This window comes from Amycolatopsis sp. NPDC059021 (assembly GCF_042739895.1).
Lineage (GTDB): Bacteria > Actinomycetota > Actinomycetes > Mycobacteriales > Pseudonocardiaceae > Amycolatopsis.
The window spans coordinates 42800-68702 of sequence record NZ_JBHYIQ010000052.1 but is presented as its reverse complement, the minus strand read 5'-3'; the positions used below and the strand labels follow the sequence as shown (position 1 = coordinate 68702).

The window sequence follows — 25903 nt, the reverse complement described above, 5'->3', positions numbered from 1 at the left end:
ACGAGGGACACACGGTCCCTCGATGTGGCCCCCACGGACCGCTGGGCACCGGTCAGAGGATTTCGGCGGCGGTGCCGACGTCGGGCGGGCCGAGGTCGGGGTTGAGCGCGCCGGTCAGCTCGACCAGCTCCGGTTCGACCTCGTGCGGGGTGATCCGCCCGTCGCGGATGTCCTCCGCGTAGTGACACGCGACGCGCTGACCGCCGATGTCCCGCAGTTCCGGGCGGTCGGTCGAGCACAGGCTCTCCTGCCGCCACGGGCACCGGGTGTGGAACCGGCAGCCGCTCGGCGGAGCCGCCGGGGAGGGCAGGTCGCCGGCGAGCAGGATCTGCTCCCGGCTGTCCTCCACGGCCGGGTCCGGCACCGGGATCGCCGAGAGCAGCGCCCGCGTGTACGGGTGCAGCGGGTTCTCGTACAGCGCGTCCGCGTCGGCTTCCTCGACGAGGGAACCGAGGTACATCACGCCGATCCGGTCGGAGATGTGCCGCACCACCGCGAGGTCGTGCGCGATCACCACGTAGGTCAGGCCGAGCTCCTCCTGCAGATCCTCCAGGAGGTTCACCACCTGCGCCTGCACCGAAACGTCCAATGCGGACACCGGCTCGTCGGCGACGATGAGGTCGGGTTCGACGGCGAGCGCCCGCGCGATGCCGATGCGCTGACGCTGACCGCCGGAGAACTCGTGCGGGTACTTCCGCAACGCGGTCTCCGGCAGGCCGACCGCGGCCAGCAGCTCACGCAGCCGCCGGTCGGTGGCTTCCTTGTCCTTGTCGAGGCCGTGTGCGCGCATGCCCTCGAGCAGAATGGACTCCACCGACTGCCGAGGGTCCAAACTGGACAGTGGATCCTGGAAGATCATCTGCATCCGGCGGCGGGACTTGCGCAGCGCCTCGCCCTTGAGCTTCGCGACGTCGGTGCCGTCGAAGACGACACTGCCACTGGTCGGCTCGGTCAGCCGGAGGATCGCTCTGCCCAAAGTGGACTTACCGCAGCCGGATTCGCCGACGAGGCCGTAGGTCTCGCCTCGCCGGATCGCCAGGCTGACCCCGTCGACGGCGTAGACGTGCCCGATCGTCCGGTCGATCACGATGCCGCGCTTGATCGGGAAGTGCACCTTGAGGTCGTCGACCTCAAGCAGCACATCGCTGTTCGACTCGGTCATCGGACTCCTCCTCCGGCCGCCACCGCCGGCCGCACCGGGTTGTGACAACGCAGCAGGCCTCCGTTTTCGGGCACCAGCTGCGGCGACGTCTCACGGCACACCGCCAGCGCGTTCGGGCAGCGCGGCGCGAACGCGCAACCGCCGTCCCACGGGATGTTGTCGGCCACCGAGCCCTTGATCGGGACCAGCTTCTCGCCCCGTCCCGCGTCGAGCCGCGGGATGGAGGCGAGCAGGCCGTGCGTGTACGGATGCCGCGGTTCGGCGAAGAGCTGATGACGCGGCGCCCGCTCGACGATCTTGCCGCCGTAGAGCACATTCACCTCGTCGCAGAGCCCGGCGACGACACCGAGGTCGTGCGTGATCATGATCAGCGCGGTCCCGGTGTCCTGCACGAGTTCGCGCAGCAGCGCCAGGATCTGCGCCTGGATGGTGACGTCCAGCGCGGTCGTCGGTTCGTCCGCGATGAGCAGCCGGGGACGGCACGCCAGCGCGATCGCGATCAGCGCGCGCTGCCGCATCCCGCCGGAAAGCTGGTGCGGGTACTCGGAAAGCCGCCGGGACGGGTCGGGAATGCCGACCTTGTCCAGCAGTTCGACGGCCTCGATCGCCGCCTTCTTGCGCGGCATGTCGCGGTGGCGTTCCAGCACCTCGGTGATCTGCAGCCCGATCGGGATGACCGGGTTCAGCGAGGACAGCGGATCCTGGAACACCATGCCGAGATCCCGCCCGCGGCGGTCCCGCATTTCCTTGTCCGACAACGTCAGCAGGTCGGTGCCCTCGAAGGAGACCGAACCGCTGACCTTGTTGCCGCGCTTGGCCAGCAACCGCATGATCGCCAGCGACGTCACCGACTTGCCACAGCCGGACTCGCCGACCAGCCCGACGGTCTGGCCGGGTTCGACGTCGAAGCTCACCCCGTCCACCGCGGTGAACGGCCGCTCGCCGCGGCGCTGGAATACGACGCTGAGGTCGCGAACTTCAAGGAGTGCCACGGTAAATCACCGCCTGTTCTTCGGATCGAGGGCTTCCCGGAGCGATTCGCCGAGCAGTGTGAACCCGAGCGCGACCACGATGATCGCGATGGCCGGGTAGTACGCCAGCTCCGGGCGGATGTCGAGGAACTGACGCGCGGCCTTGCCGAGCATCAGGCCCCATTCCGCCCTCGACGGGTCCGGGTCGCCGAGACCGAGGAACGACAGCGCCGCCGCCTCGATGATGGACGTCGCCAGCGTCAGCGTCGCCTGGACGATGACCGGGCCGAGCGAGTTCGGCAGCATGTGCCGGAGCACGATCGCCCCGCGCTTCACGCCGAGCGACGTCGCCGCGAGCACGTGATCGCTGGTGCGCTGCGCGAGCATGGAACCGCGCAGCAGCCGCGCGAAGATCGGCACGCCGATCATCGAAACGGCGAGAATGACCGTCCACTGGCTCGGTTTCGCGAACAACGCGGCGATCGAGATCGCCAGCAGCAGTGACGGGAAGGCCAGCATGACGTCGACGATGCGCATGATCAGCGTGTCGACCCAGCCGCCGAAGGCGCCCGCGAGCCCGCCGAGGATCATCCCGATGACGACGCCGATCAGCGTCGCGAGGACACCGACGAGCAACGTCTGCTGGGCACCGACGATCAGCCGGGACAGGAAGTCGCGGCCGAAGTCGTCCACGCCGAGCGGATATCCCGGCATCGCGCCGGGGATGATGCCGCGGCCCATGTTGACCTTGTCCTGCAGGGACCGCGCGAGCGGGTCCTTCGGCGCCAGCAGCGGCGCGAAGATCGCCAGCAGCACGAACAGGATGGTGATCACGCCGCCGGTGATCGCCACCGGGCTGCGCAGCATGCGCCGCAGCGCCTCGCCACCGAGGCTGTGCCCTCGCGCGGCGGCCGACGCGAGCTTGTCGATCGGCTCCTTCTTCTTGTTCAGCAGAGTGTTCATCGCACACGCACCCTCGGGTCGATGAGCCCGTACGAGATATCGACCAGCATGTTCACCAGCACGTACACCAGCGCGCCGAACAGCAGCAGCGCCTGCAGCCGGGGATAGTCACGCCGTTCGATGCCTTCGGCGAGCAGATAGCCGAGGCCGCGGATGTTGAACACCCGCTCGGTCAGCACCGCGCCGCCGAGCAGCGCGCCGGTCTGCAGGCCGATGGTGGTGACCACCGGGAGCAGGGCGTTGCGCAGCACGTGCCGCCGCCGCACCACAGGCTGGGTCAGGCCCTTGGAGTTGGCGGTGCGGATGAAGTCCTCGTTGAACACGTCGAGCACCGAGGCGCGGGTGATCCGGGTGATCACCGCGAGCGGAATGGTGGCCAGCGCGAACGCGGGCAGGATCAGGTGTTTGATCGCGTCCCACATCGCGTCCCATTCCTGGGTCAGGATGCCGTCCAGGACAGCGAAGTTGGTGACGTTGGTGGCGTCGAGGCCCGCGGTCTGCCGTCCCTGGGAGGGAAGTCCCAGCGGCGCGGCCAGCGCGTCCTGCATCATGTAGCCGAGGAAGAACACCGGCACCGCGACACCGACCAGGGTGAGCACGACGATGATGTTGTCGACCGCGCCGCCCTTGAACCGTGCGGACAGATAGCCGAACGGGATGCCCAGCACGATCGCGAGAATCATCGCGGTGAGGCCGAGTTCGATGGTCGCGGGAAGAAAGCGCCCGATCTCGCCCATGACCGGCTGCGCGGAAACGAGCGAAGCGCCGAAGTCGCCGGTGACGGCCCGGCCGAGGAATTTGAAGTACTGGATGAAGATCGGCTGATCGAAGCCGAGGGAGTGATTGAGGAGTTCCACCTTCTCCGGCGTCGCCTTGTCCCCGAGAAGCGCGTAGGCGGGTCCTCCGGGAAGCGAGCGGAGCCAGGCGAAGACCAAAATGGACAGAAGCAGGAGCGTCGGGATCGCTTGTAGCAGCCGACGCACGATGAAACGGAGCACGTGCGTTCCTTTGTTGCCAGCCCGGGAAGCAGGGCCAAGGGGCGGGCGCGATCGCGCCTGCCCCTTGGCCCTCGCTATGCGGTCGGGATCAGCCGACGCTCACGGTGTTGAAACGTTCGTCGGTCAGCGGGCTGGCCACCAGGCCCTTCACCTTCGGGCCGACCACGATGGCGGGCGCCGGGTAGGCGATCGGGATGGCGGGAAGATAGTCCATGACCGCCTTGTTCGCCTGCTGGTACGCCTTGGCGTGCGCGTCACCCGCGGGTGCCGCGTCGGCGTCGGCCAGCGTCTTGAACAGCTCGGCGTTGTCGAAACCGAATTCCTTCTTCTTGCGGCCGAAGAACGTGCCGATGAAGTTCCCGGCGTCGTTGTAGTCGCCGGTCCAGCCCAGCAGGTGGATGTCCTGCTTGCCGAGCTGCTGCACGTCCTCCTTGTAGCCACCGTTCCACGGCTTGGCCACCGGCTCGACCTTGACGCCGATCGCCTTCAGGTCCTCGGAGATGGCGGTGAACGTGTCGGCCGGGTTCGGCATGTACGGCCGGGTGACCTCGGTCGGGTAGTAGAACTTCAGCGTGAGGTCGGTCGCGCCGGCCTCCTGCAGCAGCTTCTTGGCCTGTTCCTTGTCGTACGGGTACTTCTTGACGTCGTCGGTGTAGCCGGAGATGACCTTCGGCACGAACTCGGTCGCGACCTCGGACCCCTCGGCCAGCTTGGTCTTGACGAACTGCTCGCGGTTGATGCCGTACGCCAGCGCCTGACGGACCTTCGGGTCCTTCAGCTTCGGGTTGCCGGACTGGTTGATGCCCAGGTAGAGCAGGTTGAACGACGGGCGGATGAGCACCTGCTCGCCGTCGTTGCGCAGCAGGCCGTAGTCGGCGGGCGCCGGGAAGTCGTAGCCCTGGACGTCACCGGCCTTCAGCGCCTGCTTGCGGGCGTTCTCGTCCGGGATGATCTTGAAGATCAGCTTGTCCAGCTTCGCCTGCTGGCTCGGGCTGTCGGTGGCCTTGACCAGGGTGACCTCACCCTTGGCCTGGTCCCAGCTCTCGAGCTTGAACGGACCGGTACCGGAGACGAACTTCGAGGTGTACTCGCTGAAGACGGGCGCACCGCTGGAGCCGGTGACCTGGTTGCCGTTGTGCTTCGTGATCGCGTCCGGGCTCTGGATCGCGAACGCGGGCAGCGTGAAGGCGGCGGGGAAGGCACCCTTGGCCTTGTTCAGGTTGAGGACCGCGGTCGAGTCGTCCTTGGCCTCGCACGACTTGTAGACCGGGTCACCGGTCGCGGTGCCCTCGTTCTTGGCGAAGCCCTCGAAGACGTCGCCGTAGTAGATCATCGCGTTCTGGGCGAGATCGCCCTTCATGTTGTACCAGCGGTCGAAGTTGAAGCAGACCGCCTTCGCGTTGAAGGGCGTGCCGTCGTGGAACTTGACACCCTTCTTGAGGGTGAACGTCCAGGTCTTGCCGTCGTTGCTGGGCTCCCACTTCTCGGCAAGCGAGGGCTCGAGGTCGGCGGTGCCCGGCTTGTTCTGGATCAGCGTGTCCAGCATCTGCCGGGTGATGCGGTAGGTCTCACCCTCGTCGGTGAACGTCGGGTCCAGCATCTTCGGGTTACCCGCGTTGCCGAAGATCATCGTGCCGCCGGAACCACCTCCCGCGGCCTCGTCTCGTTTGGACGTTGCACACGCGGACAACGAGACCGCGACCGCGCCGGCCAGCCCGATCAGGGCAATACGGCGCGTTCGGGTCAGCCGCCATTGCTGCATCTGACACCCCTTGGGAGATGTTCGGTGTTTAGTCACCGTCCGGTCGGTCAGAAACTCAGCCGACAGCCGGTGTGTTCGCCGACACTAGCGGGAACTCGCCCCGCACTTAAGCACGCGAGGTTACGATCGCGCTACGTAGCAGCCAAAATAACCGCAATGCGTTGGTAAATCCTGACGGTAGGTAGCGGTTTCGGGACGATTGCTGCAATGAGCGCACAGCCAATGACACAAATGGACGCATCAGGGTTCGCCCGGACGTGGTTCAGTCCACGTGACTGTCGGCGGCCTCGCGCGTACCGTCCACGGCAAACCAGCCACGCTCGAAGAGCTGCCATCGCCGCAGGTCAGCGCGGTGGTCCAGACCGTCCCTGGCGACCGAGCGGGCCAGCCGCGCCGCCTCGTCACCGCCGTCGACCCAGCACAGATGGGACAGCAGCGGCCGCACCGAACTCCGCCCGCTGGAAACGCCCTCCAGCACCAGTACTTCGGGTAGCGGAACGGTCACCGTGACGCCGAGACGGGGGCCTTCCGGCGGCCATTCCATCCGCCGGTAAGCACCGGGAGAACCGGCGGAGAGGGGCTTTAAAACGCCTTCGCAGAGCCGCGGCCACCAGGCCACCGGATCGTTCCAGGTGGCGAATTCGTCGGTGCTCAAGAGAACAACGGGCACTTCCCGTGCCCGGAAATCCTCGACAATGGATCGCGCGAATGTCGACTTTCCCGCGCCTGACGGGCCGTCAACAGCCAGCAGGCGCACATTCCCGAGCCGCGGTGGTGCCGCGAGGACCGCGTCGATCAGCGCGCGCGTACCGAACTCGCTTTGGCGACGGTGTCCGCCTCGGGCAGTCCCTTGACGTCGTCCGGGGCCGTCGTCCTGGCCTCCAGCTCGGCGATCCGGCCCTCGAGCTCCTTCTTCGTGTCCTCGAGCTCGCAGCGCAGCAGCGCGATCTCCTCGACGGAGGTCCGGACCTCTTCCTCCAGGTGCCCGACCTCGGTGGACAGATGCAGCGCGACCAGTGCCAGCACGACGCCGGCCAGCAGGAAGACGAGGTTCGACGGCGTCTTGACGCCGGTGATCTTCGCCAGGAACTCCGCGGCCTGCGGGATGACCGCGAGCACGACGACGCCGACGGAGACGATGAGCCACACGCCCGCGTACTTCTCCCGCAGCTTGCGCCTGCGCATCATCTCGAGGACGACGAACAGCACCAGGCACGCGACGACGATGCTGAGAATGCGCCAGCCGTCCATGGACGGGACCTCCTTCTTACGCCGAGTCGGACGAGTCGACCGCGGGGCGGCGGCGCACCAGCGCCAGCAGCAACGCGAGACCGGCCCGGCTCAGGTAGACGGCCGATTTGATGGGCGAGTGACTGGGTGTGCCGGCGGCACGCTCCCGCATGATCACCGGGATCTCGGCGATGGTGAGCTTCGCGCGGATGGCCAGCACCAGTGATTCCACGGTGTCGCCGAGATACTCGGCCGGGTAATAGGACGCGAACAGCTTGATCGCCTTCGGGCCCATCGCCTTGAACCCCGACGTGACATCGGTGAGCTTGCGGCGGGCGAGCCGGGAGAACACGATCGACAGCGCGACCATGGCGTACTTGCGCGGCCCGCTGGCCTTGTACGAACCCTTGCCCGCGAACCGCGAGCCGATGACGATGTCGGCCTCGTCCAGCCCGCGCAGCAGGGCGGCGACCTCTTCGGGGTCGTGCTGGCCGTCCGCGTCCACCTGGACGACGACGTCGTAGTCGCGCGCTGCGGCGTACCGGAAGCCGGTGCGCATCGCGCCGCCGACGCCGAGGTTGACCGCCAGCCGGGCCACGTCCGCTCCGGCGGCCCTGGCCAGCTTGGCCGTGTCGTCGACCGATCCGTCGTCGACGACCAGCAGGTCAGCGCCCGGCAGGGACCTCTTCACCTGCTCGATCACAGCGCCGACACTGGCCTGCTCGTTGAGGGCAGGCATCACGATGAGTACGCGACGGCTGGTCACGGAGGCCGCCGGTGCTGTCACAGACACGAGGTCCACTCTAGCTTCTTACTTGCCGTGAGCAGTTCCGGACCCGGGCGCGGCCCCGGCCGTGACGACGTCGCGCATGCCCTCGATCTCGTAGACCGAGGCGTCGTCGTTGTGGAAGACCCGCTTGAACCCCGGCGTGCTGTCCAGCCGCTCCAGGCCGACCGCGCGCTTGTCCTTTTCGTCCTGGGTCACCATGCCCCGGCCGACCACCACGTACCGCACCTTCTCCTCGGCGAGGTCCTTACGCACCGTGGGGTTCTTGTTGATGTCGTTGAGGTAGACCGTCAGGAATCCGGCCGTGCTCTCGAACGGCGCGCCGTAGAACGTCCATTCGACCGGGGTGACACCGGCGAGGGCGTACATCCACACCGAGCCGTCCTTGCGGTCGTTCATCACCTTCTCGCCGGGCGCGACGTGCTGGGCGAGCCAGGCGTACGCCTCTTCTTCCTTCTTGGACACCGTGGGGCCGTCGCCGTAGTTCCGGCCCAGTGCCGACGAGTTGCGTCCGATGTAGGCGCCCTTGCTGAGCCCGGCCATGACCAGGCCGATCACCACCGCGGCCACGATCGCGGCCGTCGCGGGTTTGAAGTTCGGCTTGCGCCGTTCCACGAAGCCCGCGAACTTCTCCGCGCCGGTGTTCACGAACTCACCGACCGCGACCGCGCCCGCCAGCGGGACGAGCGCGGCGATGCGCCAGTGGTCGTTGTAGAAGATTCCGGTCAGGGTGTGGACGAGGTTGGTCTCCAGCGACACCGTCGCCGCGAAGAGGCCGCCGAGCAGCACGTACGCGGCCACCATCCACAGCATGCGGCGGTGCTTGACCATCAGGAAGATGCCGATGATCGCCGGGATGCCGATCCACCACTGCGGGAACGCGGCCATCGGCGAGAACGTGATCGTCTCCCCGATCCCGCCGGTCACGGTGGCCTCGGAGGCCCACCACGCGCTCGTGACGCCACCCACGTTGTACAGCGAGGGCAGCACGACGGGCACGCCGAACACGACGGCCAGCCCGACCATCGTGATCAGGGAAGCCGCCGAGCGCCGCCAATCGATCTTCTCGAACTTGAAGATCACCGCGAGCAGGATGAGCAGGAAGTACAGGATGACGACGAAGACGACGCTGGTGTGCAGCCCGGCCAGGCCCGCGACGCCGACGCCGATCGCGACCGGTCCCGCGATGCCGCGGGGCTCCAGGATCAGGCGCGCGAGCGCGAGCATCGCCGGGATCATCGCCACACCGGCGACGTAGGGCCACAGCGGGCCGCGCCACAGCGAGTCGTACGGGAACGAGGTGAACCAGGTCGTGACGGCGGCCGCGGCGGCGACGCCGATCGCGGGCATGCGCCAGGTGTTGCACATCGCCGCGACGCCCAGCGGCACGGTGAGGATGACCGCCAGCACCGCCAGGTTCAGCGTCGGCATCATCGTCAGGCCGCCCTTGCCGAAGACCAGGGCGAGCAGCGCGTGGTAGGTGTCCGGGTAGAAGTAGTGGGTCTCGTTCGGGACGTTCGCGATCGTGCCGACGGTGGACGGCCGCGCGTCACCGTGCTCGGCGATCCAGCGGACGAGGTTGCCGTGGAACGGCGCGTCCCAGCCCTGCTGGACGCGGTCGATCGCGTGGGTGCCACGCAGGAAGGTGACCGTGCCGACGGCCATGCCGGCCAGGACGCCCAGCCCGATCAGGACGTGGTCGCGCAGCGAGCGCTTCGGCCTGTTCTCGTCCTGTTCGGCCCATTCCGGATGACGTCGTGCGGTGAACCGGTTCACGGCGAACGCCAGTGCGAAGCCGACGACGGACAGCACGACTGTCCACAGTGCTACGTCGAGCATGTTCCAGCGGATGCCGAGCCCGCCGAGCACCGGGATGCCGAGCGCGACGATCCCGAACGTCAGCAGCGGCGCGGCGGCGGCGAGTGTCCAGCCGCGCAGCCTGATCGCCGCGCCGAACACCAAGCCCGGCAGCCAGAACGCGAGCAGAACGAGAACTACATTCATCGAATTCGCTGTCCCAACTTCACCAGCGTTACGCGCCGTCCCCACGGACGGCGCAGACCCGCGGCCACACTATCGGGACGCCTCGGCGGCGTTCGCGTTGCCCGGTCGCCGCAGCACGAACACCAGCACGACGGCCAGCCCGACGGTCGGCCCGGCACCCAGCCCGACGACCGCGCGAAGAATGGCGTCGCCGGGGAAGAACAGCAGGATCAGCGCCGTCGTCAGGGTGACCGACGCCCAGGTCAGCAGCACCTTGTTGGCCTGGGTCCGCGCCACGAGCACGGCGGCCATGAGCTGCATCGCGGTCAGCAGGACGGTGCCCCAGACCAGGCCGGTCATCCACCAGGCCTCGGCCACGAAATTGGCACCGAACAGGAGCTTGATGAGCCACGGGCCGATCAGGAAGCCGACCAGCGCGCCGACCGCCGCGAGCACGAGGGTGCCCAGCGTGCCGACGGCGAGCATGCGCCGGAGCCGGTGCATGCCCTCGGCGGTGCTGGACAGCCGGACCGCGGTGGGCACCGCGAGCGCCTGCAGCGGGGAGAGCAGCAGCAGCGGCACCCGCGCGACCATCAGCGCGGCGGCCAGCACCCCGAATTTCGTCTCGTCCGGGGTGGGCGCCAGGAGCTTGATCAGCGTCGGGTAACCGCCGATCACCGCGGCGGCGAGTCCGGACCCGATGAGCAGCAGCACGATCCGGCCGATGAGCGGGCGCCAGGCCTCGCCGTCGAGATGCGGGTCGACCAGCTGGGTGACCGGGCGCGCGAAGACCAGCCAGGCGAACGAGCCGAGCGCGGCCGCGATGGCGAGCGGCACCAGCCCGGTGATGCCCGCGATGACGACCGCGCCGAGCCCGGCGATGCGGACGACCGCCTCGGCGATCACCAGCCAGGAGTACGACCTGATCCGGTCGTGCCCCATCAGCAGGCCACGTGCGGAGAACTGGCAGGCGAACGAAATGGCGCCGCACAGCACGATGATCGCCAGTTCGGTGTGTCCTGAGTAGACCCTGTCGCCGATCATCGGGACGAGCGTGAGCAGGGCGATCGCGGTGACGATGACCATGCCGATCGTCATCGCCCTGATCGACGACTTCCCGGCCTTCTTCCCGTCCAGCGCCGCGACCGCGGACTGGCGGGAGATTTCCTGCTCCAGCGGGGAGAGCGCGCTGCCGAGGCCCATCAGCAGGCCCCAGAACGAGCTGAACACGCCGTAGTCGGCGGGGCTGAGCAACCGGCCGATGACGAGTGTCAGCACGTAGCCGAGGCCGATGGCGATCAGCAGGGAGAGGCCGACTTTCCCGGCGGACTTCCCGGTGTCCTTGGCGAGCGTCCTGCCGTCGACGCCGGCCTTGTTGTCGGTGCTGTCGGTGTTGTCGGTCACGGTGCTCATCGGCGCAGCCGGGCACGCAGGGCCATCACCAGGCCACGGATCGCACCCGCCCCGAAGCCCGCGGCGAACACCGGGGTGAGCTGGGCGACCGCGCGGGCCTCCGCCTTGGTCGCGCCGAACCGGGTCACCGCGGCACCCGCGGCGGCCGAACCGGCGGCGGCGAGCGCGACGGCGGTCTTCGGCCGCTTGGCGGCGACGCCGAGGCCGAGGAGGCCGAGGCCGAACGCGGCGAACAGGCCGTTGCGGGCGGGGCCGGGCGAGGCGAGGTAGGAGTCGACGAACGTGGTGCCGCGGAAATACGACTGCGCGACGAACTTCTTGAAGGAGTCCCGGCCGTGGTAGGTCGCGGAGAACTCCGGGGCGAGGTGGATGCGGTGGCGCTCGGCGATCCAGCGCAGGACACCGGTGTCGTCACTGGCGAAACGCACGTCGTCGAAAAGCGAGACGAAGGCGTCGGATGCCTCTTCGAGGACCTTGCGCGGCGCGGAAAAGAATCCGGTTCCCTTGGGGAAGACGTCGAATTCCTCGATTCCGAACGACATCAGCCGCGGGTTCGCGCAGTAACGGCGCCACGGGATCTTGACCAGTCCCGCCATGAAACCGGCGTAAGGATTGTGTTCGGAGGCGACGTTGATGTGGCCGTTCCAGACCAGCCTGTCCGGATGCTCGCGGAGCTGGTCGCGCAGGAAGGTGAGCGAGCCGATGTCCACGATCACGCGGCTGTCGAGCAGCAGGATGTGCTCGCCGGAGGCCTTCGCGATCCCCGCCCGGCGCGCCTCGAAGCGCCCGCCGTTCGGCTGCGACAGCACCGTGATGCCGTACCGTTCGCGCAGGTCGTCGAGCCTTTCCGGGGTGGCGTCGGTACTGCCGTCGTCCACCACGACGACCTCGGCCGGCCACTGCGCGGCCTGTGCTGAGGCAACCAGGGCGCCGACGCTCTCGGCGATCCAGTCCTGCTCGTTGTAGACCGGGATGACGACCGACAGCTTCGGGAGGAGCGTGTGGGCACTCACCGGGCCGAGGCTACGCGATAACGGGGGACCAGTATCCTTCGGGCACCGCAACACCCGACCAGAAATGGGCCCTCCGGTGATTTCCTTCATTCTCGGCACCACCGCGGAACTGATCAAGATCGCGCCCGTCTACCACGGGATCGCCGAACGCGGCATGCGGCCGAAGATCTGGTTCACCGCGCAGCACGTGGACGAGGTCGCCGACGTGCTCGCCGATCTGAACATGCCGGAACCGGACGTCTGGCTGGTGCCGCAGGACAAGGCGCACAACCTCGAGTCGCCCGCGCAGGTGCCGGGCTGGGCCGCGCAGGTGCTGCGCACCGCGTGGAGCCGCCGCGCCGAGCTGCGTGCCGCGCTGACCGAGGACGGCCGTCCGCCGCTGGTGCTGGTCCACGGCGACACGTTCACCACGCCGTACGGCTCGCTGATCGGGAAGCGGATCCTGAAGTCGCGCGTCGGGCACGTCGAGGCGGGCGCGCGGTCGGGCAGCATCCTGTCCCCGCTGCCCGAGGAGCTGAACCGCAAGATCGCGGCGAAGATCGTCGACATCCACTTCGCGCCGAGCGCGCGTGAGGTGAACAACCTGCGCAACGCCCGCGGCGTCGTCGTCGACACCGAGGCCAACACCGCGATCGACGCGATGCGGCTGGCGATCAACCAACCGCTGGACGTGCCGAACCTGCCGGAGAAGTTCGGCCTCGCCACGCTGCACCGCTTCGAGCTGGTGTCGCGGCCGGACAAGTACCGCGAGGCGCTGGAGATCCTGCGCGAGCAGAGCCGCAAGATGCCGATCCTGTACATGGCCGGGGCGCCGGAGCGCGAGAAGATCCGCGCGCTGGGCATCGGGAACATCTTCGACGACCAGTTCATCGTCCAGCCGAAGATGCGGTACCTGAAGTTCCTGCCGCTGGTGGCCCGCGCCGAGTACGTCGTCACCGACTCCGGCGGCCTTTCGGCCGAGTGCTACTACCTCGGCCTGCCGTGTGCCGTGCACCGCGAACGCACCGAGACGCCGCAGCACCTCGGCGAGACGGTCGTGCTGACCGAGATGCGCGGGGACAAGCTGCAGAACTTCCTGGACACCTACCAGAACCGGCGCGGCGAATCCTGGATGGACAAGTACCACCCGTCGGAGATCGTCGTGAACACCCTGGCGCAGCTGGGCTACTGCTGAGTCCCCGGCTTTGCCGTCAAGGCCACCTTACGGGCGTCTGATGCCCGCAAGGTGGCCTTGACGGCATCGGTGTGTGGGTGGCGGCGGCGTTTCGTTGTTTCCGCGTTTGCGGCTGTGTCCACAGTGGACGCTTCGGGGTCCGGATACCCTAGGCATACCCCCACCCTCCCGGGGGCACCCCTGCAACCATCGTATCGCCGTGGGGGTGTGCGGAGGGGGTGTTCGGCGAATCTGTGGATGGCCGGGGTGGTTGTGGACACCTCGCCGGGGAGTGCGTTCCGGGTCCGTGAATGCCACATTGAGGGACTCTGGGTCCGTGAATGTGGCATTCACGGACCCACGCCCCCGGGCCGGCCAAGGTCCCCTAGCGGCGGCGAGGCGGGCCGGGTGCTGAGGGACGCCACCAGCGAGGTCGAGACGTCCCGAACGACGCGTTCGAGACGGTGAACGTCCCCATCGGAGCGTTCGCGACGCGCTCGGGGGCCGCCGGGGAAGAGCCTGTCCCGAACGCTCCGTTCGCGACGTAGAGCGTCCCGAACGCTCCGTTCGCGACACCCGGCCCGGCGCCACCCGCACGCGAAAAGTCCGTGGGGGCCTCCTTGCGGGACCCAGAGTCCCTCAAGGAGGCCCCCACGGACCAAAACTAGAGCGCGCGGCGGCCGGAGAGGGCGCGGCCCAGGGTCAGCTCGTCGGCGAATTCGAGGTCGCCGCCCATGGGCAGGCCCGACGCGAGCCGCGTCACCGATAGGCCGGGGAAGTCCCGCAGCATGCGCACGAGATACGTCGCGGTGGCCTCGCCCTCGGTGTTCGGGTCGGTCGCGATGATCACCTCGGTGACGTCCGCCTCGCCGATGCGGGCCAGCAGCTCACGCATGCGCAGCTGCTCCGGGCCGATCCCCGACAGCGGGTCGAGCGCCCCGCCGAGCACGTGGTAGCGGCCCTTGAACTCGCGGGTGCGCTCGACCGCGAGCACGTCCTTGGGTTCCTCCACGACGCAGATGACGCTGAGGTCGCGCCGCGCGTCACGGCAGATGCGGCAGGTCGCCTGCTCGGAGACGTTGCCGCAGATCTCGCAGAACTGCACGCCCTCCTTGACCTTGCCGAGCACGTCCTGCAGCCGCGCGATGTCGGCGGGATCGGTCGCCAGCAGGTGGAAGGCGATGCGCTGCGCGCTCTTGGGCCCGACCCCCGGCAGCCTGCCGAGTTCGTCGATCAGGTCCTGGACGACACCTTCGTACACCGGGCTGTCAGCCGCCGAAGCCGAGGGCGCCGAGGTCCGGCATACCGCCACCGCCGCCGAGGCCGCCCGCGAGCGGGCCCAGCTTCTGCTCGGTGAGTTTCTGCGCGCTGGCCGACGCGTCCCGCACCGCGGCGACGACCAGGTCCGACAGCGTCTCCACGTCGTCCGGGTCCACCACCTTGGGGTCGATCGCCAGCGTCTTGAGCTGACCGTCGCCGGACACGGTCGCGGTGACCAGCCCGCCGCCCGAGGTACCGGTGACCTCGGTCTTGGCCAGCTCGTCCTGCGCTTCGACCAGCTTCTGCTGCATCTGCTGAGCCTGCTGCATGATCTGCGACAGGTCGAAGCCGCCGCCGGGTTGCACCATGATCCGCCCGATCCTCTCTGTCTGTGTCCTCCCAGGGTAGCCGCGTCCGCGGGGCCCCCGGTCGAGGCCGCCCAGGGTGTCTTGACCGGCGAAGCGGATCCGCTGTGGCACCGTGGTCGCCGTGCGACACCGCGTGACTTCTCCGCTGCTGGTCTCGTGCCTGCTGCTGGGCGCCTGCGGAACCGGCGACGTCGCCGCGCCACCCGCACCGAAGACGTCACCCAGCACACCGGCGACCACGACGACATCGGCGCCGCCGGAGCGAGTCGTGGTGCTCGATCCCGGGCACAACGGCGGCAGCGCCGCACATCTCGCCGAGATCAACCGCCTGGTGCCCGCGGGGCGCGGCAGGACGAAACCGTGCAACACCACGGGAACCTCGACGAACGCGGGCTATCCCGAGCACGCGTTCACCTGGGACGTCGCGCAGCGGGTCGGCACCGCCTTGGGAGCCAAGGGAATCAAGGTCGTCTACACCCGCCAGGACGACTCCGGCGCCGGACCGTGCGTGGACCAGCGAGCCGCGACCGGCAACGACGCGAACGCCGACGCGGTCGTGTCGATCCACGCCGACGGTTCGAATTCCGCTGGCGCGCACGGCTTTCACGTGGCGTATTCGTCGCCACCGCTGAACGACGCGCAGGGTGAACCCGCGGCGAAACTCGCACGAACAGTGCGGAACACCTTGCGGGACAAGGGTTTCAGCACCGCCAACTACCTCGGCGCCGAGGGCCTTGCACCACGTGACGACCTGGCGGGCCTGAACCTCTCGACCCGCCCGGCCGTGCTCGTCGAATGCGGGAACATGCGTGACGCCAACGAAGCGGCCGCGATGACGAGCGCGACCGGACGTCAGCGCTACGCCACGGCGATCGCCGCCGCCATCGAGGCCTACCTCGGCTGATCGAGGGGCCGGGCCCCGAGATGGTCGGAGATCAGCTTGTGCGCGATGTCGTGCGGGTCCTCCTCTGGCGGCGGTGGCGGCGCGGGCGGCGCCGGGCTCGCGTCCTCCGAGTAGAGCTCCTCGTCGTCCTCCATCGGCTCCGGCGGGAGCGGGATGTCGGGCTCGGAGGTCGCCACCTTCGGCCGTGACGGCGCGGCGGGCTCCGGCGCGGGACGGCTCGGGGCGGGACGGGCCTGCTCGGCGGGCGCGGATGCGGCGGCCGCCGATGGCCGCGTGAACGACCGCTCCGGTGCGGGGGCGGCCTGCTGCGCAGGTTGCGCCGCGGGCCGGGCGGGCGCCGCCGCGGCGGCGGCACCGTGCACGCACCGCACCTGCCAGTCGCCGGGGACGACGGTCTTCAGTGCCCCGGCGATCTTCTGCGCGTTGGCCTGATCGGACAGCCGCCGGGCGAGCGGCTCGGACTTGTGCGTCAACGTGACGACCGAGCCCTCGACGCCGACCACGGTGGCCTGCGTCAGCATCGCCTCGAGGCTGCGCCCGCCGGGGACCTGACGCAGCGCCGCCAGCAGCTGTGGCCAGGCGTTGCGCAAGGCCGCGGCATCCAGGCCGCCGGACTCCGCCGGCGCGACGGACTCGGCGGGCGGGGCGGCAGCGGGTTCGGCCGCGCGTGGTTCCGGCTGTGCCGCGGGCCGCGACGGCGCCGCACTCGCGGGAGCGGGAGCAGGCGGAGCCTGCTCGGCAGCGGGTGCCGCCGAGGGCCGGGTGAACGACCGCTCCGGCGCGGGAGCCGCCTGCGGCGCGGGAGCGGGCTCTGGCGCCGGACGAGCCGGGGCCGCGGGCGCGACGGCCTGCGGTGCCGGGGCCGCGGGCTGGGCCGGTGCGGCCGCGCGCTGGGACGGACGCTGGAACTCGCGCTCCGGCGCGGTACGCACCGGCGCCTCGGCACCCGCGTCCCCACCGCCACCGGCGGCCGGCCCCCGGCGTTCGAGCCGCTCGATCCTGGCCAGCAACGCCTTCTCCGCGTCGGTGACCGAAGGCAGCAGCATCCGCGCGCACAGCAGTTCGAGCACCATGCGCGGCGAGGTCGCGCCGCGCATCTCCAGAAGTCCATTGTGGACAATGTCGGCGTAGCGGGACAGCGTGGCGAGGCCGACGCGCTGCGCCTGCTCGTCCATCCGCTTGAGCTCGTCGTCCGGCGCGGACACCAGGCCCCGCGAGGCGGCGTCCGGCACCGAGCGCATCAGCACCAGGTCACGCAGCCTGTCGAGCAGGTCGGTCGCGAACCGGCGCGGGTCGTGCCCGGCGTCGGCGAGCTTCTCCACCGTGGAGAACACGGTGGCCGCGTCCTCGGCGGCCAGCGCGTCGACCATGTCGTCGATCAGGGCGACGTCGGTGACCCCGAGCAGCGCGACCGCACGGGAGTAGGTGACACCGTCCGGCCCGGCCCCGGCGAGCAGCTGGTCCAGCACCGACTGCGTGTCCCGCGCCGAGCCGCCGCCCGCGCGGACGACCAGCGGGTACACCGCCGGCTCGACCTGCGCGCCCTCGGCCGCGACGTTGCGCTCCAGCAACGCACGCATCGAGCTCGGCGGGATCAGCCGGAACGGGTAGTGGTGCGTCCGCGAGCGGATGGTGGTGAGCACCTTGTCCGGCTCGGTCGTGGCGAAGATGAAGATCAGGTGTTCCGGCGGCTCTTCCACGATCTTCAGCAGCGCGTTGAAGCCCTGCGTGGTGACCATGTGCGCCTCGTCGATGATGAACACGCGATAGCGCGATTCGGCGGGCGCGTAGAAGGCCTTGTCCCGCAGCTCACGCGCGTCGTCGACACCACCGTGACTGGCGGCGTCGAGCTCGGTGACGTCGACACTGCCCGGCCCTTCCGGCGCGAGCGCCTTGCAGGAATTGCATTTCCCGCACGGATCGGGTGTCGGCCCCTCGGCGCAGTTCAGCGAGCGCGCCATGATGCGCGCGCTCGACGTCTTGCCGCAGCCGCGCGGACCGGAGAACAGGTACGCGTGGTTGATGCGGCCCGCGGCGAGCGCGGTGCGGAGGGGTTCGGTCACATGCTCCTGACCGACGACCTCGGCGAAGGTCGCCGGACGGTACTTGCGGTACAGCGCTAATGCCACGCCGCGAGGGTACCGGTAGGGGACGACACAACTAGGCTCGCCCGGTGAGCCATGGCCGATCAGCCCGCAACCGGCCCACCCGGCAGGCCCATCCGACCCCGGGCAAGTACCCCGTTCGCTTCGGCATCGCGGAACTGCTCCGGGACGCCGACAACGCGAACGCGTGGATGCTGTCGGTCGACGGCGTGGCCCAGTCGTACGTCGACCTCGACGATCCGACGAACCTGGAGTTCGACTACGTCCGCCGGATCGCCGACGTCGTCGACCACCTCGCGCCGGGCCCGCTCGACGCCCTGCACGTCGGCGGCGCCGCGTGCACGCTGCCCCGGTACGTCGCCGCGACCCGGCCCGGCTCACGTCAGCACGTCTTCGACGCGGACGGCGAGCTGGTGGACCTGGTCCGCGCCCAACTCGGGCTGAAGGTGCCGAACCTGCGAGTCCGCGTTTCGGACGGCCGCGCCGGAGTCGCCAGCCGCCGCGACGCGACCGCCGACGTCGTCATCGCCGACGCCTTCGAGAGCGCGAAACTGGCAGGCGGCCTGGCGACCGTCGAGTTCACCGCGGACGTCGCACGAGTGCTGCGCCCGGCCGGGACGTACCTCGCGAACATCACCGACGGCCCCGGACTACCGTTCGCACGCCGCTTCATCGCGACGCTCGCCGAGGTCTTCCCGCACACTCTCCTGCTGGCCGAACCCGCCGTACTGCGCGGCCGCCGCTTCGGCAACCTCGTGCTCGCCGCGTCGCGCGTCGATCTCCCGGTCGCCGCGGTGGCCGCCCGGACCGCGTCGTCAGCCTTCCCCGCGCGCTGCGTAAGTGACGCCGAACTGCGCAAACTCCGCGGCAAGGCCACGCCGATCTTCGACGACGCGCCGGCGGAAGCACCCGAGCCGCCCGACGACGTCCTCGGCTTGTTCTAAGCGGGATCGAGGCCGAGGAGCCGGGTCACGAGGGCGACCTGATCGGCGTAATGGCGAATGAACTCGGGTGACCGGGGATCGACCTCGCAGACGCCCTCGATGACGTGCGGCAGCGAGGTGACCGCCATCGCCCCGGCCATCAGCATGATCATCAGGCAGGCCGGGTCCACCTCGGCGGGCAGCCGGCCGGATTCCTGCAGGGCACGGATGCCGTCGACGCTGTGCCGCATCCGCTCCGCGCGACGTACCTGGTCGGGGTCGTCCTGCGGACCGCTGTACTCCAGGCCGCCCCAAGCGAACAGCCGGACGCCGTCCGGATTCTTCAGCGCCTCCAGCGCGTACCGACGGATCGCCTCGGACGGCTTCATATCCGAGGTCACCAGCTCGCTCTCGTACTGCCACCAGCTGTCCGAAAGTGCCTGGTAGAGGCCTTCCTTGCCGTCGAAGTAGTACGAGATCAGCTGCTGGTTTACCCCGGCCCGCGCGGCGATCGCGCTGATCCGCGCGCCCGCGAACCCGTGCCGGGCGAACTCGGCCGCCGCCGCGTCCAGGAGGAGCTTCCTGGTGCGCTCCGGATCGCGCTGCCGTTCCTGTGGCTTGGGTGACCTGCGGGCCTTCGAAGGGGACACGCCCGGGACTATACCCGCGCTTGGCACTATCACCTGTCCAGATCACTCAATCAAACAGATAGTTGACACAGTCGACCAGCCTCTTGATTATGGGAGACATGAGCGAACCCCAGCAGACCGCCGTCCTCGTCGCCGGCGGCGGCACCACCGGCCTGTCCACCGCACTTTTCCTTGCGAGACAAGGAATCCGCCCGATCCTGGTCGAGCGGCACCCGTCGACGGCGATCATGCCGCAGGCGCGGGCGTTCAACCCGCGCACGATGGAGATCTACCGCGCTCTCGGCCTGGAGGAGGACATCCGTGCCCGCACGTCGATCCTCGCCGGACTGCCGGGGATGATCGGCGCGGACACCCTCGCCGGCGAGGAACGCTTCCGCGTCGAGGTGCTCGATCAGCTCCGGCCGCCGCCGGACCTCAGCCCCGCGGACTGGGGACTCGTCGACCAGGACGATCTGGAGGACGTTCTGCGCATCCACGCCGAACGCAGCGGCGCCGACGTGCGCTTCGGCACCGAACTGATCTCCCTCGACTCCGGCCCCGACGGCGTGACGGCCCTGGTACGCGAAGGCGACGCCGAATACCGCATTCACGCCGAGTACCTGGTCGCCGCGGACGGCAACCGCGCCGGCATCCGCGGACGGCTCGGTGTCGGCGCCGACGAACTCGCCCCGCGGGGTCACGTCCTGTACTGCCTCTTCGACGCCGACCTCACCGAGGCGCTGCGCGGACGCCGGTTCCTGCTCGCCTACCTCGACCAGCCGGCGACCGGCACGGTGCTCGTGCCGATGCGCCAGCACGGGCGCTGGATGCTGGGGATGCCGTACGACCCGGCGAAGGGCGAAAACCCGGACGACTTCACCGAACAACACTGCGTCGAGCTGATCCGCACCGCGGTCGGGGAGCCGGATCTCGACGTCACGCTCGTACCGCCGGTGCCAGGATGGCGTCAGAAGGTCTCGCACAGCACCGGCGGCGCCTGGGTCGCCCACCGATTCCGCGACGGACGGGTGTTCTTCGCCGGCGACGCGGCCCACGTCATGCCGCCCGCGGGTTCCTACGGCGCCAGCACCGGGATCGCCGACGCGCACAACCTCGCCTGGAAGCTCGTCGCGGTGCTCGACGGCCAGGCGGACGAGGCGCTGCTGGACACCTACGAGCAGGAACGCCGCCCGGTCGCGCGAGTCACCGCCGAGCAGTCGATCCGGCTACTGCACCTCCGCTACCAGGGAAGCACCGAGGAGGTCTCGGCCGCCGAGGACCTGGCCGTGACCTTCGGCTACCGCTACACGTCCCCAGCCATCCTGACCGAACCGTCCACCCCGGACACTCCGCTCGCTCCGGTCGCGGACCCCACCACCTTCACCGGCCACCCCGGCCTACGCGCCCCCCACGTCCGCCTCACCCGCGGAAACACCGAACTGTCCACAATAGACCTCTTCACCGGCGCCTTCACCCTGCTCGCAGCCCCGGACGGCCAAGCCTGGCTCCCCGCAGCCAAGGCAACAGCGAACGCCCTCTCCCTGCCCCTGCACGTCCACCACATCGGCACCGACCTGCAAGACCCGGAACACCGCTTCACCCCCACCTACGGCCTGACCAGGACGGGCGCCACCCTAATCCGCCCCGACGGCTTCGTAGCCTGGCGCTCCCCAACCCTCCCCGACACCCCCCAAGAGGCCCTGCACCACGCCCTACGCCGCATCCTGGCCCTCTATAGTCCGTCAATGCCACATTGAGGGACTCTGATTCCCTCAATGTGGCATTCACGGACTACGGCAAAAGGAAGGCCAGGGCCGCCAGGCCCGAAGCCGCACCGCACGGTCGGACGTGACCACAAGAGAGGCCAGGGCCGCCAGGCCCGAGGCCGAAAGGCCGGGACCACGCTGGGTCGGGAGTTGCCGCACCGTGGGGGTCCGGGGGGCTCGGCCCCCCGGGTAGACACCCGGGTGGGCGGCCTCAGCGAAGTCGCGAAGCGACGAGTATAGGGGACCCCGCACACCCGCCAGAGCCTGCTTATCCTTGCTGCCTTCCGGCCCTGGGGAGGTTCACAGGGTGGACGCCGCGCGGGGTCCGTCGCCCAGTGTAGCGGTACGCCGGGCGGGGCCTACGGGGCACCCGCCGCGGCGCGCGCCCGGTTGAACGTGTTGTGCAGGACGGCGAGCAGCGCGTCGCGGACGGACAGCTTCTGCCGGGCGTCGAACGTGATGATCGGGACGTCCTCGCCGACGGCGAGTGCCCAGCGGATGTCGTCGAGCTGGTGGGCGAGCGCGCCGTCGAACATGTTGACGGCGACGACGAACGGGAGCCCGGCCTTCTCGAAGTAGTCGACGGCCGGGTAGCAGTCGTCCATGCGCCGGGTGTCGACGATGACGAGCGCGCCGAGCGCCCCGTTGACGATGTCCTGCCACATGAAACCGAAGCGGTCCTGGCCGGGGGTGCCGAACAGGTACAGCTTGATCTCTTCGTCGATGGTGATGCAGCCGAAGTCGAGCGCGACGGTGGTCGTGGTCTTGGCCGGGACGTGCCCGGTCCGGTCGACGCCGGTGGCGACCGAGGTGATCGCGGCCTCGGTGGTCAGTGGCTTGATCTCCGAGATGGCGGACACGGCCGTCGTCTTGCCGACCCCGAAGCCGCCCGCGATGACGATCTTCACCGGGGCGGGTGGGCGGGCGGTGGCGCCCGCGGGGTCAGCGTATGGCGTTGAGTCCACTAATGATCCTTTCGATCATCCCGAGATCGTGAGAGACGTGGTTGCCCGGTCTTCGGACGACGACGTAGCCGAGCGCGGCGAGGTCGGCCACCAGCACCCGCGCCACCCCGATGTGCAGGCCGAGCAACGCCGCGATCTCCGCGACCGACATCGTCTTGCGGCACAGCGAGACAATCTCGCGCCGTTCGAAGGTGAGTTTGGGATGCGAGGCGGCGCCGAGCCTGCTGGTCAGCACCTGCGCCTCGATTTCCAGCGTGTGGTCGACAGGCTGGGCCCTGCCCGCGGTCAGCAGGTAGGGCCGCAGCAGGGAAACCCCGGTGTCCTCCAAGCCGGGCGACGGATCGTCGTCGCCGTTCATGGACATCCTCCTCATCCGCGCTACATCCCGACGGTGTTCTTGAGCTCCTCGATCAGCCCGGGTGTGAGCACTTCGGTGGCGCGGTTGGCGAACATCGCCATCTCGTACGCGATGGTGCCCAGGCTGGACTGCTTCCCGGCGAGGACACCGAGCGAGCAGCCGATGCTGATCGTGCTGACGAGCAGGTAGCCCCGCTCCAGCTCGATGATGACCTTGTCCGGGGCGCCGAGCGGGTGACTGTCGGAGACGCCGTTGGCGAGGCCGAGCATCGCCGAGGAGATGGCGGCGAGCCGGTCGGCGTTGGACCGTTCCAGTTCCGACGACATCGCGATCAGCAGCCCGTCGGCCGACACCGCGATGGCCGCGATCGCGCCAGCGGTGTTCTGGGCGAACCGGTTGACCAGCCAGTTGAAGTTCTTGGCCTCAACGCTGACGCCGGGTGCGGGTGTGGTCATTTCGTGCTCTCTTCCATCGGATCCGGCCGTACTGCGGCCTTGGCCAAACCTGCGGTGAACGAGTCGAAGGCCGCCCGTTCCGCGTCGGGGTCGCGTCGCGGCCACGCGGCACCGGACGGCGACGTCACCGGCTTCGCGTGCCGGCGGGGTGCGGCCTGTTGCCGGAGGCCCGGAGCGAGCTGGGCTCCCGGCACGCGGCGGATGAGCCCGCCGCGTTCGAGCGGTTGCGCCGGTTGTGCGGTCATCGTCGGCGGCGAGGGTGCGGCGGGCGCTGGTGGCGCGGCAGGCTTCGGCGCGGCGTGTTTCGCGGGTGCCGGGGCAGCAGGCGCCGGGACGACGGCCGCCTTCGCGAAGCCTTCCTGGAAGCCGTCGAGCGCGTCGCGGGCGGCGTCCGGGTCGTGCCGGGGCGTGCTTGCCGCCGCGGGTGCGGGCGCTGCGGCCCCGGGCAGCTGCGCCCCGGCGACCCGGCGGCGAAGGCCGCCTCGGCGCTGCTCCACGACCGGTTCGTCGAGAACCGTCGTGGCGTTGTGTGTGGCGTTCTGCGTCCGAGAACCGACCGAGGGAATGTGGCCGGGCGCCGACTGGTCGGTCTGCCGGAACCAGCGGAATCCCTGTGCCTGCCTGGCCGCCGGGACGACGAGCGCGGGAATCGCGGGCATCGGCAGCTCGGTGGGCGTCGCGAGCGGGCCGGGCTCGATGTGGACGGACTCGACGGGCACCGGTTCGACGGGAGCGGGAGCCGGGGTAGGCACCGAGGCGGGCGCGGGCTCGATCGGCGCCGGGATTCCGGTCGTCGGCAACGGCCTCGGCGTCTGGTGGGCGAACAGCGAGTGCGGGATCCGCACCCGCGCGGTCACGCCGCTGCCCGGTGTCTCGGCGAGGTCGACGGTGAGCGCGTGCCGCCGCGCGAGCCTGCCGACCACGAACAGGCCGAGCACGCTCGTCGGCGCGAGTTCGAGCCGTTCGCGTTCCACCAGCCGCCGGTTTTCCTCCTCCAGCCGCTCCTTGGTCATCCCGATCCCGTGGTCGACGATGCTGACGACACACGAGCCGTCCTCGTCGAACGCGGTGCGGACCTCGACCACCGAACCCGGCGGCGAGAACGACGTCGCGTTCTCCAGCAGCTCGGCGCAGATCAGCACGAGATCCGCGCCGAACGCCGAGTTCAGCAGGATCTCGGCCACCACGCTGAGGTGAACCCGTTGGTAGTCCTCGATTTCCGCCAGCGCCGAGCGCAACGCGGTTGACAGGTCGATCGGCCCGGCGATCCGCGACTCGTCGGAGGTGCCGGACACGACGAGCAGGTTGTCCGCGTTGCGCCGCAGGCGAGTCGACAAATGGTCGAGCCGGTAAAGCCGTTCGAGCAGGCGGACGTCCTGTTCGTTGCGTTCGAGTTCGTCGACGAGCGCGAGCTGGCGGCCGACCAGGTTCTGGGTGCGCTTGGCGACGTTGGCGAACATCAGGCTGGTGTTGCGCCGGGTCAGCGCCTGGCGTTCGACCAGACTGGACGCGGTGGCCTGGACGCGGTTGAACGCCTCGGCGAGCTTGCCGAGTTCGTCGGAAGAGGCGACGTCGATGGTCGCGAGCTGCGGCTTCTGTTCCTCGTCGCCCTCGGTGTCGGTGACCCGCACGAGTTCGGTGTCGGCGAGGTCGGCGACCGAGGTCGCGGCGGAGGTCAAGCGGCGCAACGGATCCGCGATCGAGCGGCTGACCGCGATGGCGAGCAGCGCAACCAGTCCGAAAAGGACGGCCGCACCGGCACCGACCGCCCACACGAGACGGGTGGCGGCGTCGGCACGCGCGGACGCCGCGGCGGTGATCTGGCTGATCACCTCGTCCTGCGCGTGCTTGCGCTGGTTGGACTGCCCGTCCGCGGTGGCGAGGACGTCACCGACGTACGACTCGGTCCTCGCCTGGTTTCCCGTGGCGGGCACGGCGGCCGCGAGTTCGTCGATCTTGCGGGCGGCGTCGCCCTGGTCGACCTTCACCGCGAGCGCGGCCTGGGCGACGTCGGCCTGCTGGACGAACCGTTCGGTGAAGATCGGCCCCTGGAACGTGGCGTCGCCGAGCACGGTCCGGCCCGCCTCCGGCGACACCGCGGACACGATCAAAGCCATACCGCGCAACGAGTTCTCCTCGTTCGCGCGCAGCAGCGCCTCGAGCGCGGAGAGCTGCCGGTTGCCGTCCGCGTCGCCGGTGGTCTGGGCGGTGAGCCGCAGCGAGTCGATGACCGCGCCGATGACGGCGTGGTAGGTACGCGCGACGCCGTCCAGCGAAACACCGCGGCGCACCGCGTTCTGCCGCAGCTCCTGGAGCGAGCCGATCCGCACCAGCGCCGCGGCGAGTTCGTCCGGTGCGTCCGGGCCGAGCGCGGCACGCACCTCGTTGACCGTCGAATCGACGGTACGGCGTTGCCGCGTCATGTCGCCGTCGCCTGCCGACGGCGACGCGACGTAGGCCGCGGTGAGCAGCCGTTCGCGCTGGAGCTGCCAGATGAGGCCGCCGAGCTGCTCGGCCTGCCGTGCGACGTCCGCCGTCTGCCCCGCCGATCGCGCGCTTCCCGCCTGCATCACCACGAACGGGACGGAGACCAGCAGCACCGCCGCCAGCGGTGGCAGGAGGAGCAGGTTCAGCTTGCCGCGGATCCCGAGCCTGCCCAGGAACTTCTTCACCCCGGACCGGCCACGAATCCGGGCCGTGCGCCCCGGCTTCGTCCTGCCGTGCCTCATGCCTTC

23 protein-coding genes and 1 other RNA gene are annotated in these 25903 nt (G+C 69.6%); 4 read left to right on the top strand and 20 right to left on the bottom strand.

The window, feature by feature from the left end:
• Positions 1-52: 52 nt before the first annotated feature.
• From ACFWX1_RS27885 to ACFWX1_RS27835, 11 genes are all read right to left on the bottom strand, one after another.
• A complete protein-coding gene (locus tag ACFWX1_RS27885) occupies positions 53-1162 on the bottom strand; it encodes an ABC transporter ATP-binding protein (RefSeq protein WP_378392172.1) in 1110 nt (369 codons plus the stop codon).
• Positions 1159-2154, bottom strand: coding sequence for an ABC transporter ATP-binding protein (locus ACFWX1_RS27880; RefSeq protein ID WP_378392170.1), 996 nt, complete (start codon positions 2152-2154; stop codon positions 1159-1161). Before ACFWX1_RS27880 ends, ACFWX1_RS27885 begins: the two co-directional genes overlap by 4 nt.
• 6 nt (positions 2155-2160) lie before the next feature.
• Complete coding sequence (locus tag ACFWX1_RS27875; RefSeq protein ID WP_378392168.1) at positions 2161-3096, bottom strand: ABC transporter permease; 936 nt, start codon at positions 3094-3096, stop codon at positions 2161-2163.
• A complete protein-coding gene (locus ACFWX1_RS27870; RefSeq protein WP_378392166.1) occupies positions 3093-4094 on the bottom strand; it encodes an ABC transporter permease in 1002 nt (333 codons plus the stop codon). Before ACFWX1_RS27870 ends, ACFWX1_RS27875 begins: the two co-directional genes overlap by 4 nt.
• An 88-nt stretch (positions 4095-4182) precedes the next feature.
• Positions 4183-5856, bottom strand: a complete 1674-nt coding sequence (locus tag ACFWX1_RS27865; RefSeq protein ID WP_378392164.1) for an ABC transporter substrate-binding protein — start codon at positions 5854-5856, stop codon at positions 4183-4185.
• Positions 5857-6118: 262 nt separating this feature from the next.
• Entirely contained in the window at positions 6119-6607 is a 489-nt protein-coding gene (locus ACFWX1_RS27860; protein ID WP_378392182.1) for a uridine kinase, read from the bottom strand.
• Positions 6608-6651: 44 nt separating this feature from the next.
• Complete coding sequence (locus ACFWX1_RS27855) at positions 6652-7107, bottom strand: DUF2304 domain-containing protein (RefSeq protein ID WP_378392162.1); 456 nt, start codon at positions 7105-7107, stop codon at positions 6652-6654.
• A gap of 16 nt (positions 7108-7123) precedes the next feature.
• A complete protein-coding gene (locus tag ACFWX1_RS27850) occupies positions 7124-7825 on the bottom strand; it encodes a glycosyltransferase family 2 protein (protein WP_378392180.1) in 702 nt (233 codons plus the stop codon).
• 72 nt (positions 7826-7897) lie between these two features.
• Entirely contained in the window at positions 7898-9877 is a 1980-nt protein-coding gene (locus ACFWX1_RS27845; RefSeq protein WP_378392160.1) for a DUF6541 family protein, read from the bottom strand.
• A 69-nt stretch (positions 9878-9946) separates the two neighbouring features.
• Positions 9947-11269 (bottom strand): lipopolysaccharide biosynthesis protein, encoded by a 1323-nt coding sequence (locus ACFWX1_RS27840; protein ID WP_378392159.1) that lies wholly within the window; start codon positions 11267-11269, stop codon positions 9947-9949.
• Positions 11266-12282: a glycosyltransferase family 2 protein gene (locus ACFWX1_RS27835; protein WP_378392157.1), complete on the bottom strand. Its 1017-nt coding sequence runs from the start codon at positions 12280-12282 to the stop codon at positions 11266-11268. The genes ACFWX1_RS27840 and ACFWX1_RS27835 overlap by 4 nt, the downstream gene beginning before the upstream one ends.
• Before the next feature lie 64 nt (positions 12283-12346).
• Here ACFWX1_RS27835 and ACFWX1_RS27830 point away from each other — a divergent pair, with 64 nt between their 5' ends.
• The gene (locus tag ACFWX1_RS27830; RefSeq protein WP_378392155.1) at positions 12347-13456 is read left to right on the top strand and encodes a UDP-N-acetylglucosamine 2-epimerase; all 1110 of its coding nucleotides are present in this window, start codon (positions 12347-12349) and stop codon (positions 13454-13456) included.
• Positions 13457-14099: 643 nt separating this feature from the next.
• On the opposite strand, the gene recR is transcribed toward ACFWX1_RS27830, so the two are convergent.
• Together recR and ACFWX1_RS27820 are read right to left on the bottom strand one after the other, a co-directional pair.
• Positions 14100-14696, bottom strand: a complete 597-nt coding sequence (gene recR / locus ACFWX1_RS27825) for a recombination mediator RecR (RefSeq protein ID WP_378392153.1) — start codon at positions 14694-14696, stop codon at positions 14100-14102.
• Between the two features lie 7 nt (positions 14697-14703).
• Positions 14704-15063: a YbaB/EbfC family nucleoid-associated protein gene (locus ACFWX1_RS27820; RefSeq protein WP_378326889.1), complete on the bottom strand. Its 360-nt coding sequence runs from the start codon at positions 15061-15063 to the stop codon at positions 14704-14706.
• A 112-nt stretch (positions 15064-15175) separates the two neighbouring features.
• Between ACFWX1_RS27820 and ACFWX1_RS27815 the strand changes: the two genes are divergently transcribed.
• On the top strand, positions 15176-15967 hold the full coding sequence (locus ACFWX1_RS27815) for an N-acetylmuramoyl-L-alanine amidase (protein ID WP_378392151.1): 792 nt from the start codon (positions 15176-15178) through the stop codon (positions 15965-15967).
• Here the strand turns inward: ACFWX1_RS27815 and ACFWX1_RS27810 are convergent.
• Complete coding sequence (locus tag ACFWX1_RS27810) at positions 15955-18096, bottom strand: DNA polymerase III subunit gamma and tau (RefSeq protein WP_378392149.1); 2142 nt, start codon at positions 18094-18096, stop codon at positions 15955-15957. The two genes, ACFWX1_RS27815 and ACFWX1_RS27810, sit on opposite strands and share 13 nt — an antisense overlap.
• 44 nt (positions 18097-18140) lie before the next feature.
• Between ACFWX1_RS27810 and ACFWX1_RS27805 the strand changes: the two genes are divergently transcribed.
• Positions 18141-19016, top strand: a complete 876-nt coding sequence (locus ACFWX1_RS27805) for a spermidine synthase (RefSeq protein WP_378392147.1) — start codon at positions 18141-18143, stop codon at positions 19014-19016.
• Here the strand turns inward: ACFWX1_RS27805 and ACFWX1_RS27800 are convergent.
• Positions 19013-19645 (bottom strand): TetR/AcrR family transcriptional regulator, encoded by a 633-nt coding sequence (locus ACFWX1_RS27800; protein ID WP_378392145.1) that lies wholly within the window; start codon positions 19643-19645, stop codon positions 19013-19015. The two genes, ACFWX1_RS27805 and ACFWX1_RS27800, sit on opposite strands and share 4 nt — an antisense overlap.
• A gap of 98 nt (positions 19646-19743) precedes the next feature.
• On the opposite strand from ACFWX1_RS27800, the gene ACFWX1_RS27795 reads away from it, so the two are divergent.
• Entirely contained in the window at positions 19744-21381 is a 1638-nt protein-coding gene (locus ACFWX1_RS27795) for an FAD-dependent monooxygenase (RefSeq protein WP_378392143.1), read from the top strand.
• A 244-nt stretch (positions 21382-21625) separates the two neighbouring features.
• Here ACFWX1_RS27795 and ffs read toward each other — a convergent pair.
• From ffs to ACFWX1_RS27770, 5 genes are all read right to left on the bottom strand, one after another.
• Positions 21626-21720, bottom strand: an RNA gene (gene ffs, locus ACFWX1_RS27790) — signal recognition particle sRNA small type.
• A 29-nt stretch (positions 21721-21749) separates the two neighbouring features.
• A complete protein-coding gene (locus ACFWX1_RS27785; RefSeq protein WP_378392178.1) occupies positions 21750-22298 on the bottom strand; it encodes an ATP/GTP-binding protein in 549 nt (182 codons plus the stop codon).
• Between the two features lie 34 nt (positions 22299-22332).
• Positions 22333-22713 (bottom strand): DUF742 domain-containing protein, encoded by a 381-nt coding sequence (locus ACFWX1_RS27780; RefSeq protein ID WP_378392141.1) that lies wholly within the window; start codon positions 22711-22713, stop codon positions 22333-22335.
• A 20-nt stretch (positions 22714-22733) separates the two neighbouring features.
• Positions 22734-23168 (bottom strand): roadblock/LC7 domain-containing protein, encoded by a 435-nt coding sequence (locus tag ACFWX1_RS27775; protein ID WP_378326899.1) that lies wholly within the window; start codon positions 23166-23168, stop codon positions 22734-22736.
• A complete protein-coding gene (locus tag ACFWX1_RS27770; RefSeq protein WP_378392139.1) occupies positions 23165-25897 on the bottom strand; it encodes a nitrate- and nitrite sensing domain-containing protein in 2733 nt (910 codons plus the stop codon). The genes ACFWX1_RS27775 and ACFWX1_RS27770 overlap by 4 nt, the downstream gene beginning before the upstream one ends.
• Positions 25898-25903 lie beyond the last annotated feature (6 nt).

Excerpts from the sequence above, each read along its gene's own strand:
- ACFWX1_RS27885 (WP_378392172.1), bottom strand. The coding sequence starts at position 1,162 with ATGACCGAGTCGAACAGCGATGTGCTGCTTGAGGTCGACGACCTCAAG.
- ACFWX1_RS27875 (WP_378392168.1), bottom strand. The coding sequence starts at position 3,096 with ATGAACACTCTGCTGAACAAGAAGAAGGAGCCGATCGACAAGCTCGCG.
- ACFWX1_RS27865 (WP_378392164.1), bottom strand. The coding sequence starts at position 5,856 with ATGCAGCAATGGCGGCTGACCCGAACGCGCCGTATTGCCCTGATCGGG.
- ACFWX1_RS27855 (WP_378392162.1), bottom strand. The coding sequence starts at position 7,107 with ATGGACGGCTGGCGCATTCTCAGCATCGTCGTCGCGTGCCTGGTGCTG.
- ACFWX1_RS27850 (WP_378392180.1), bottom strand. The coding sequence starts at position 7,825 with ATGCCTGCCCTCAACGAGCAGGCCAGTGTCGGCGCTGTGATCGAGCAG.
- ACFWX1_RS27845 (WP_378392160.1), bottom strand. The coding sequence starts at position 9,877 with ATGAATGTAGTTCTCGTTCTGCTCGCGTTCTGGCTGCCGGGCTTGGTG.
- ACFWX1_RS27840 (WP_378392159.1), bottom strand. The coding sequence starts at position 11,269 with ATGAGCACCGTGACCGACAACACCGACAGCACCGACAACAAGGCCGGC.
- ACFWX1_RS27830 (WP_378392155.1), top strand. The coding sequence starts at position 12,347 with ATGGGCCCTCCGGTGATTTCCTTCATTCTCGGCACCACCGCGGAACTG.
- ACFWX1_RS27820 (WP_378326889.1), bottom strand. The coding sequence starts at position 15,063 with ATGGTGCAACCCGGCGGCGGCTTCGACCTGTCGCAGATCATGCAGCAG.
- ACFWX1_RS27795 (WP_378392143.1), top strand. The coding sequence starts at position 19,744 with ATGAGCGAACCCCAGCAGACCGCCGTCCTCGTCGCCGGCGGCGGCACC.
- ACFWX1_RS27780 (WP_378392141.1), bottom strand. The coding sequence starts at position 22,713 with ATGAACGGCGACGACGATCCGTCGCCCGGCTTGGAGGACACCGGGGTT.
- ACFWX1_RS27775 (WP_378326899.1), bottom strand. The coding sequence starts at position 23,168 with ATGACCACACCCGCACCCGGCGTCAGCGTTGAGGCCAAGAACTTCAAC.
- ACFWX1_RS27770 (WP_378392139.1), bottom strand. The coding sequence starts at position 25,897 with ATGAGGCACGGCAGGACGAAGCCGGGGCGCACGGCCCGGATTCGTGGC.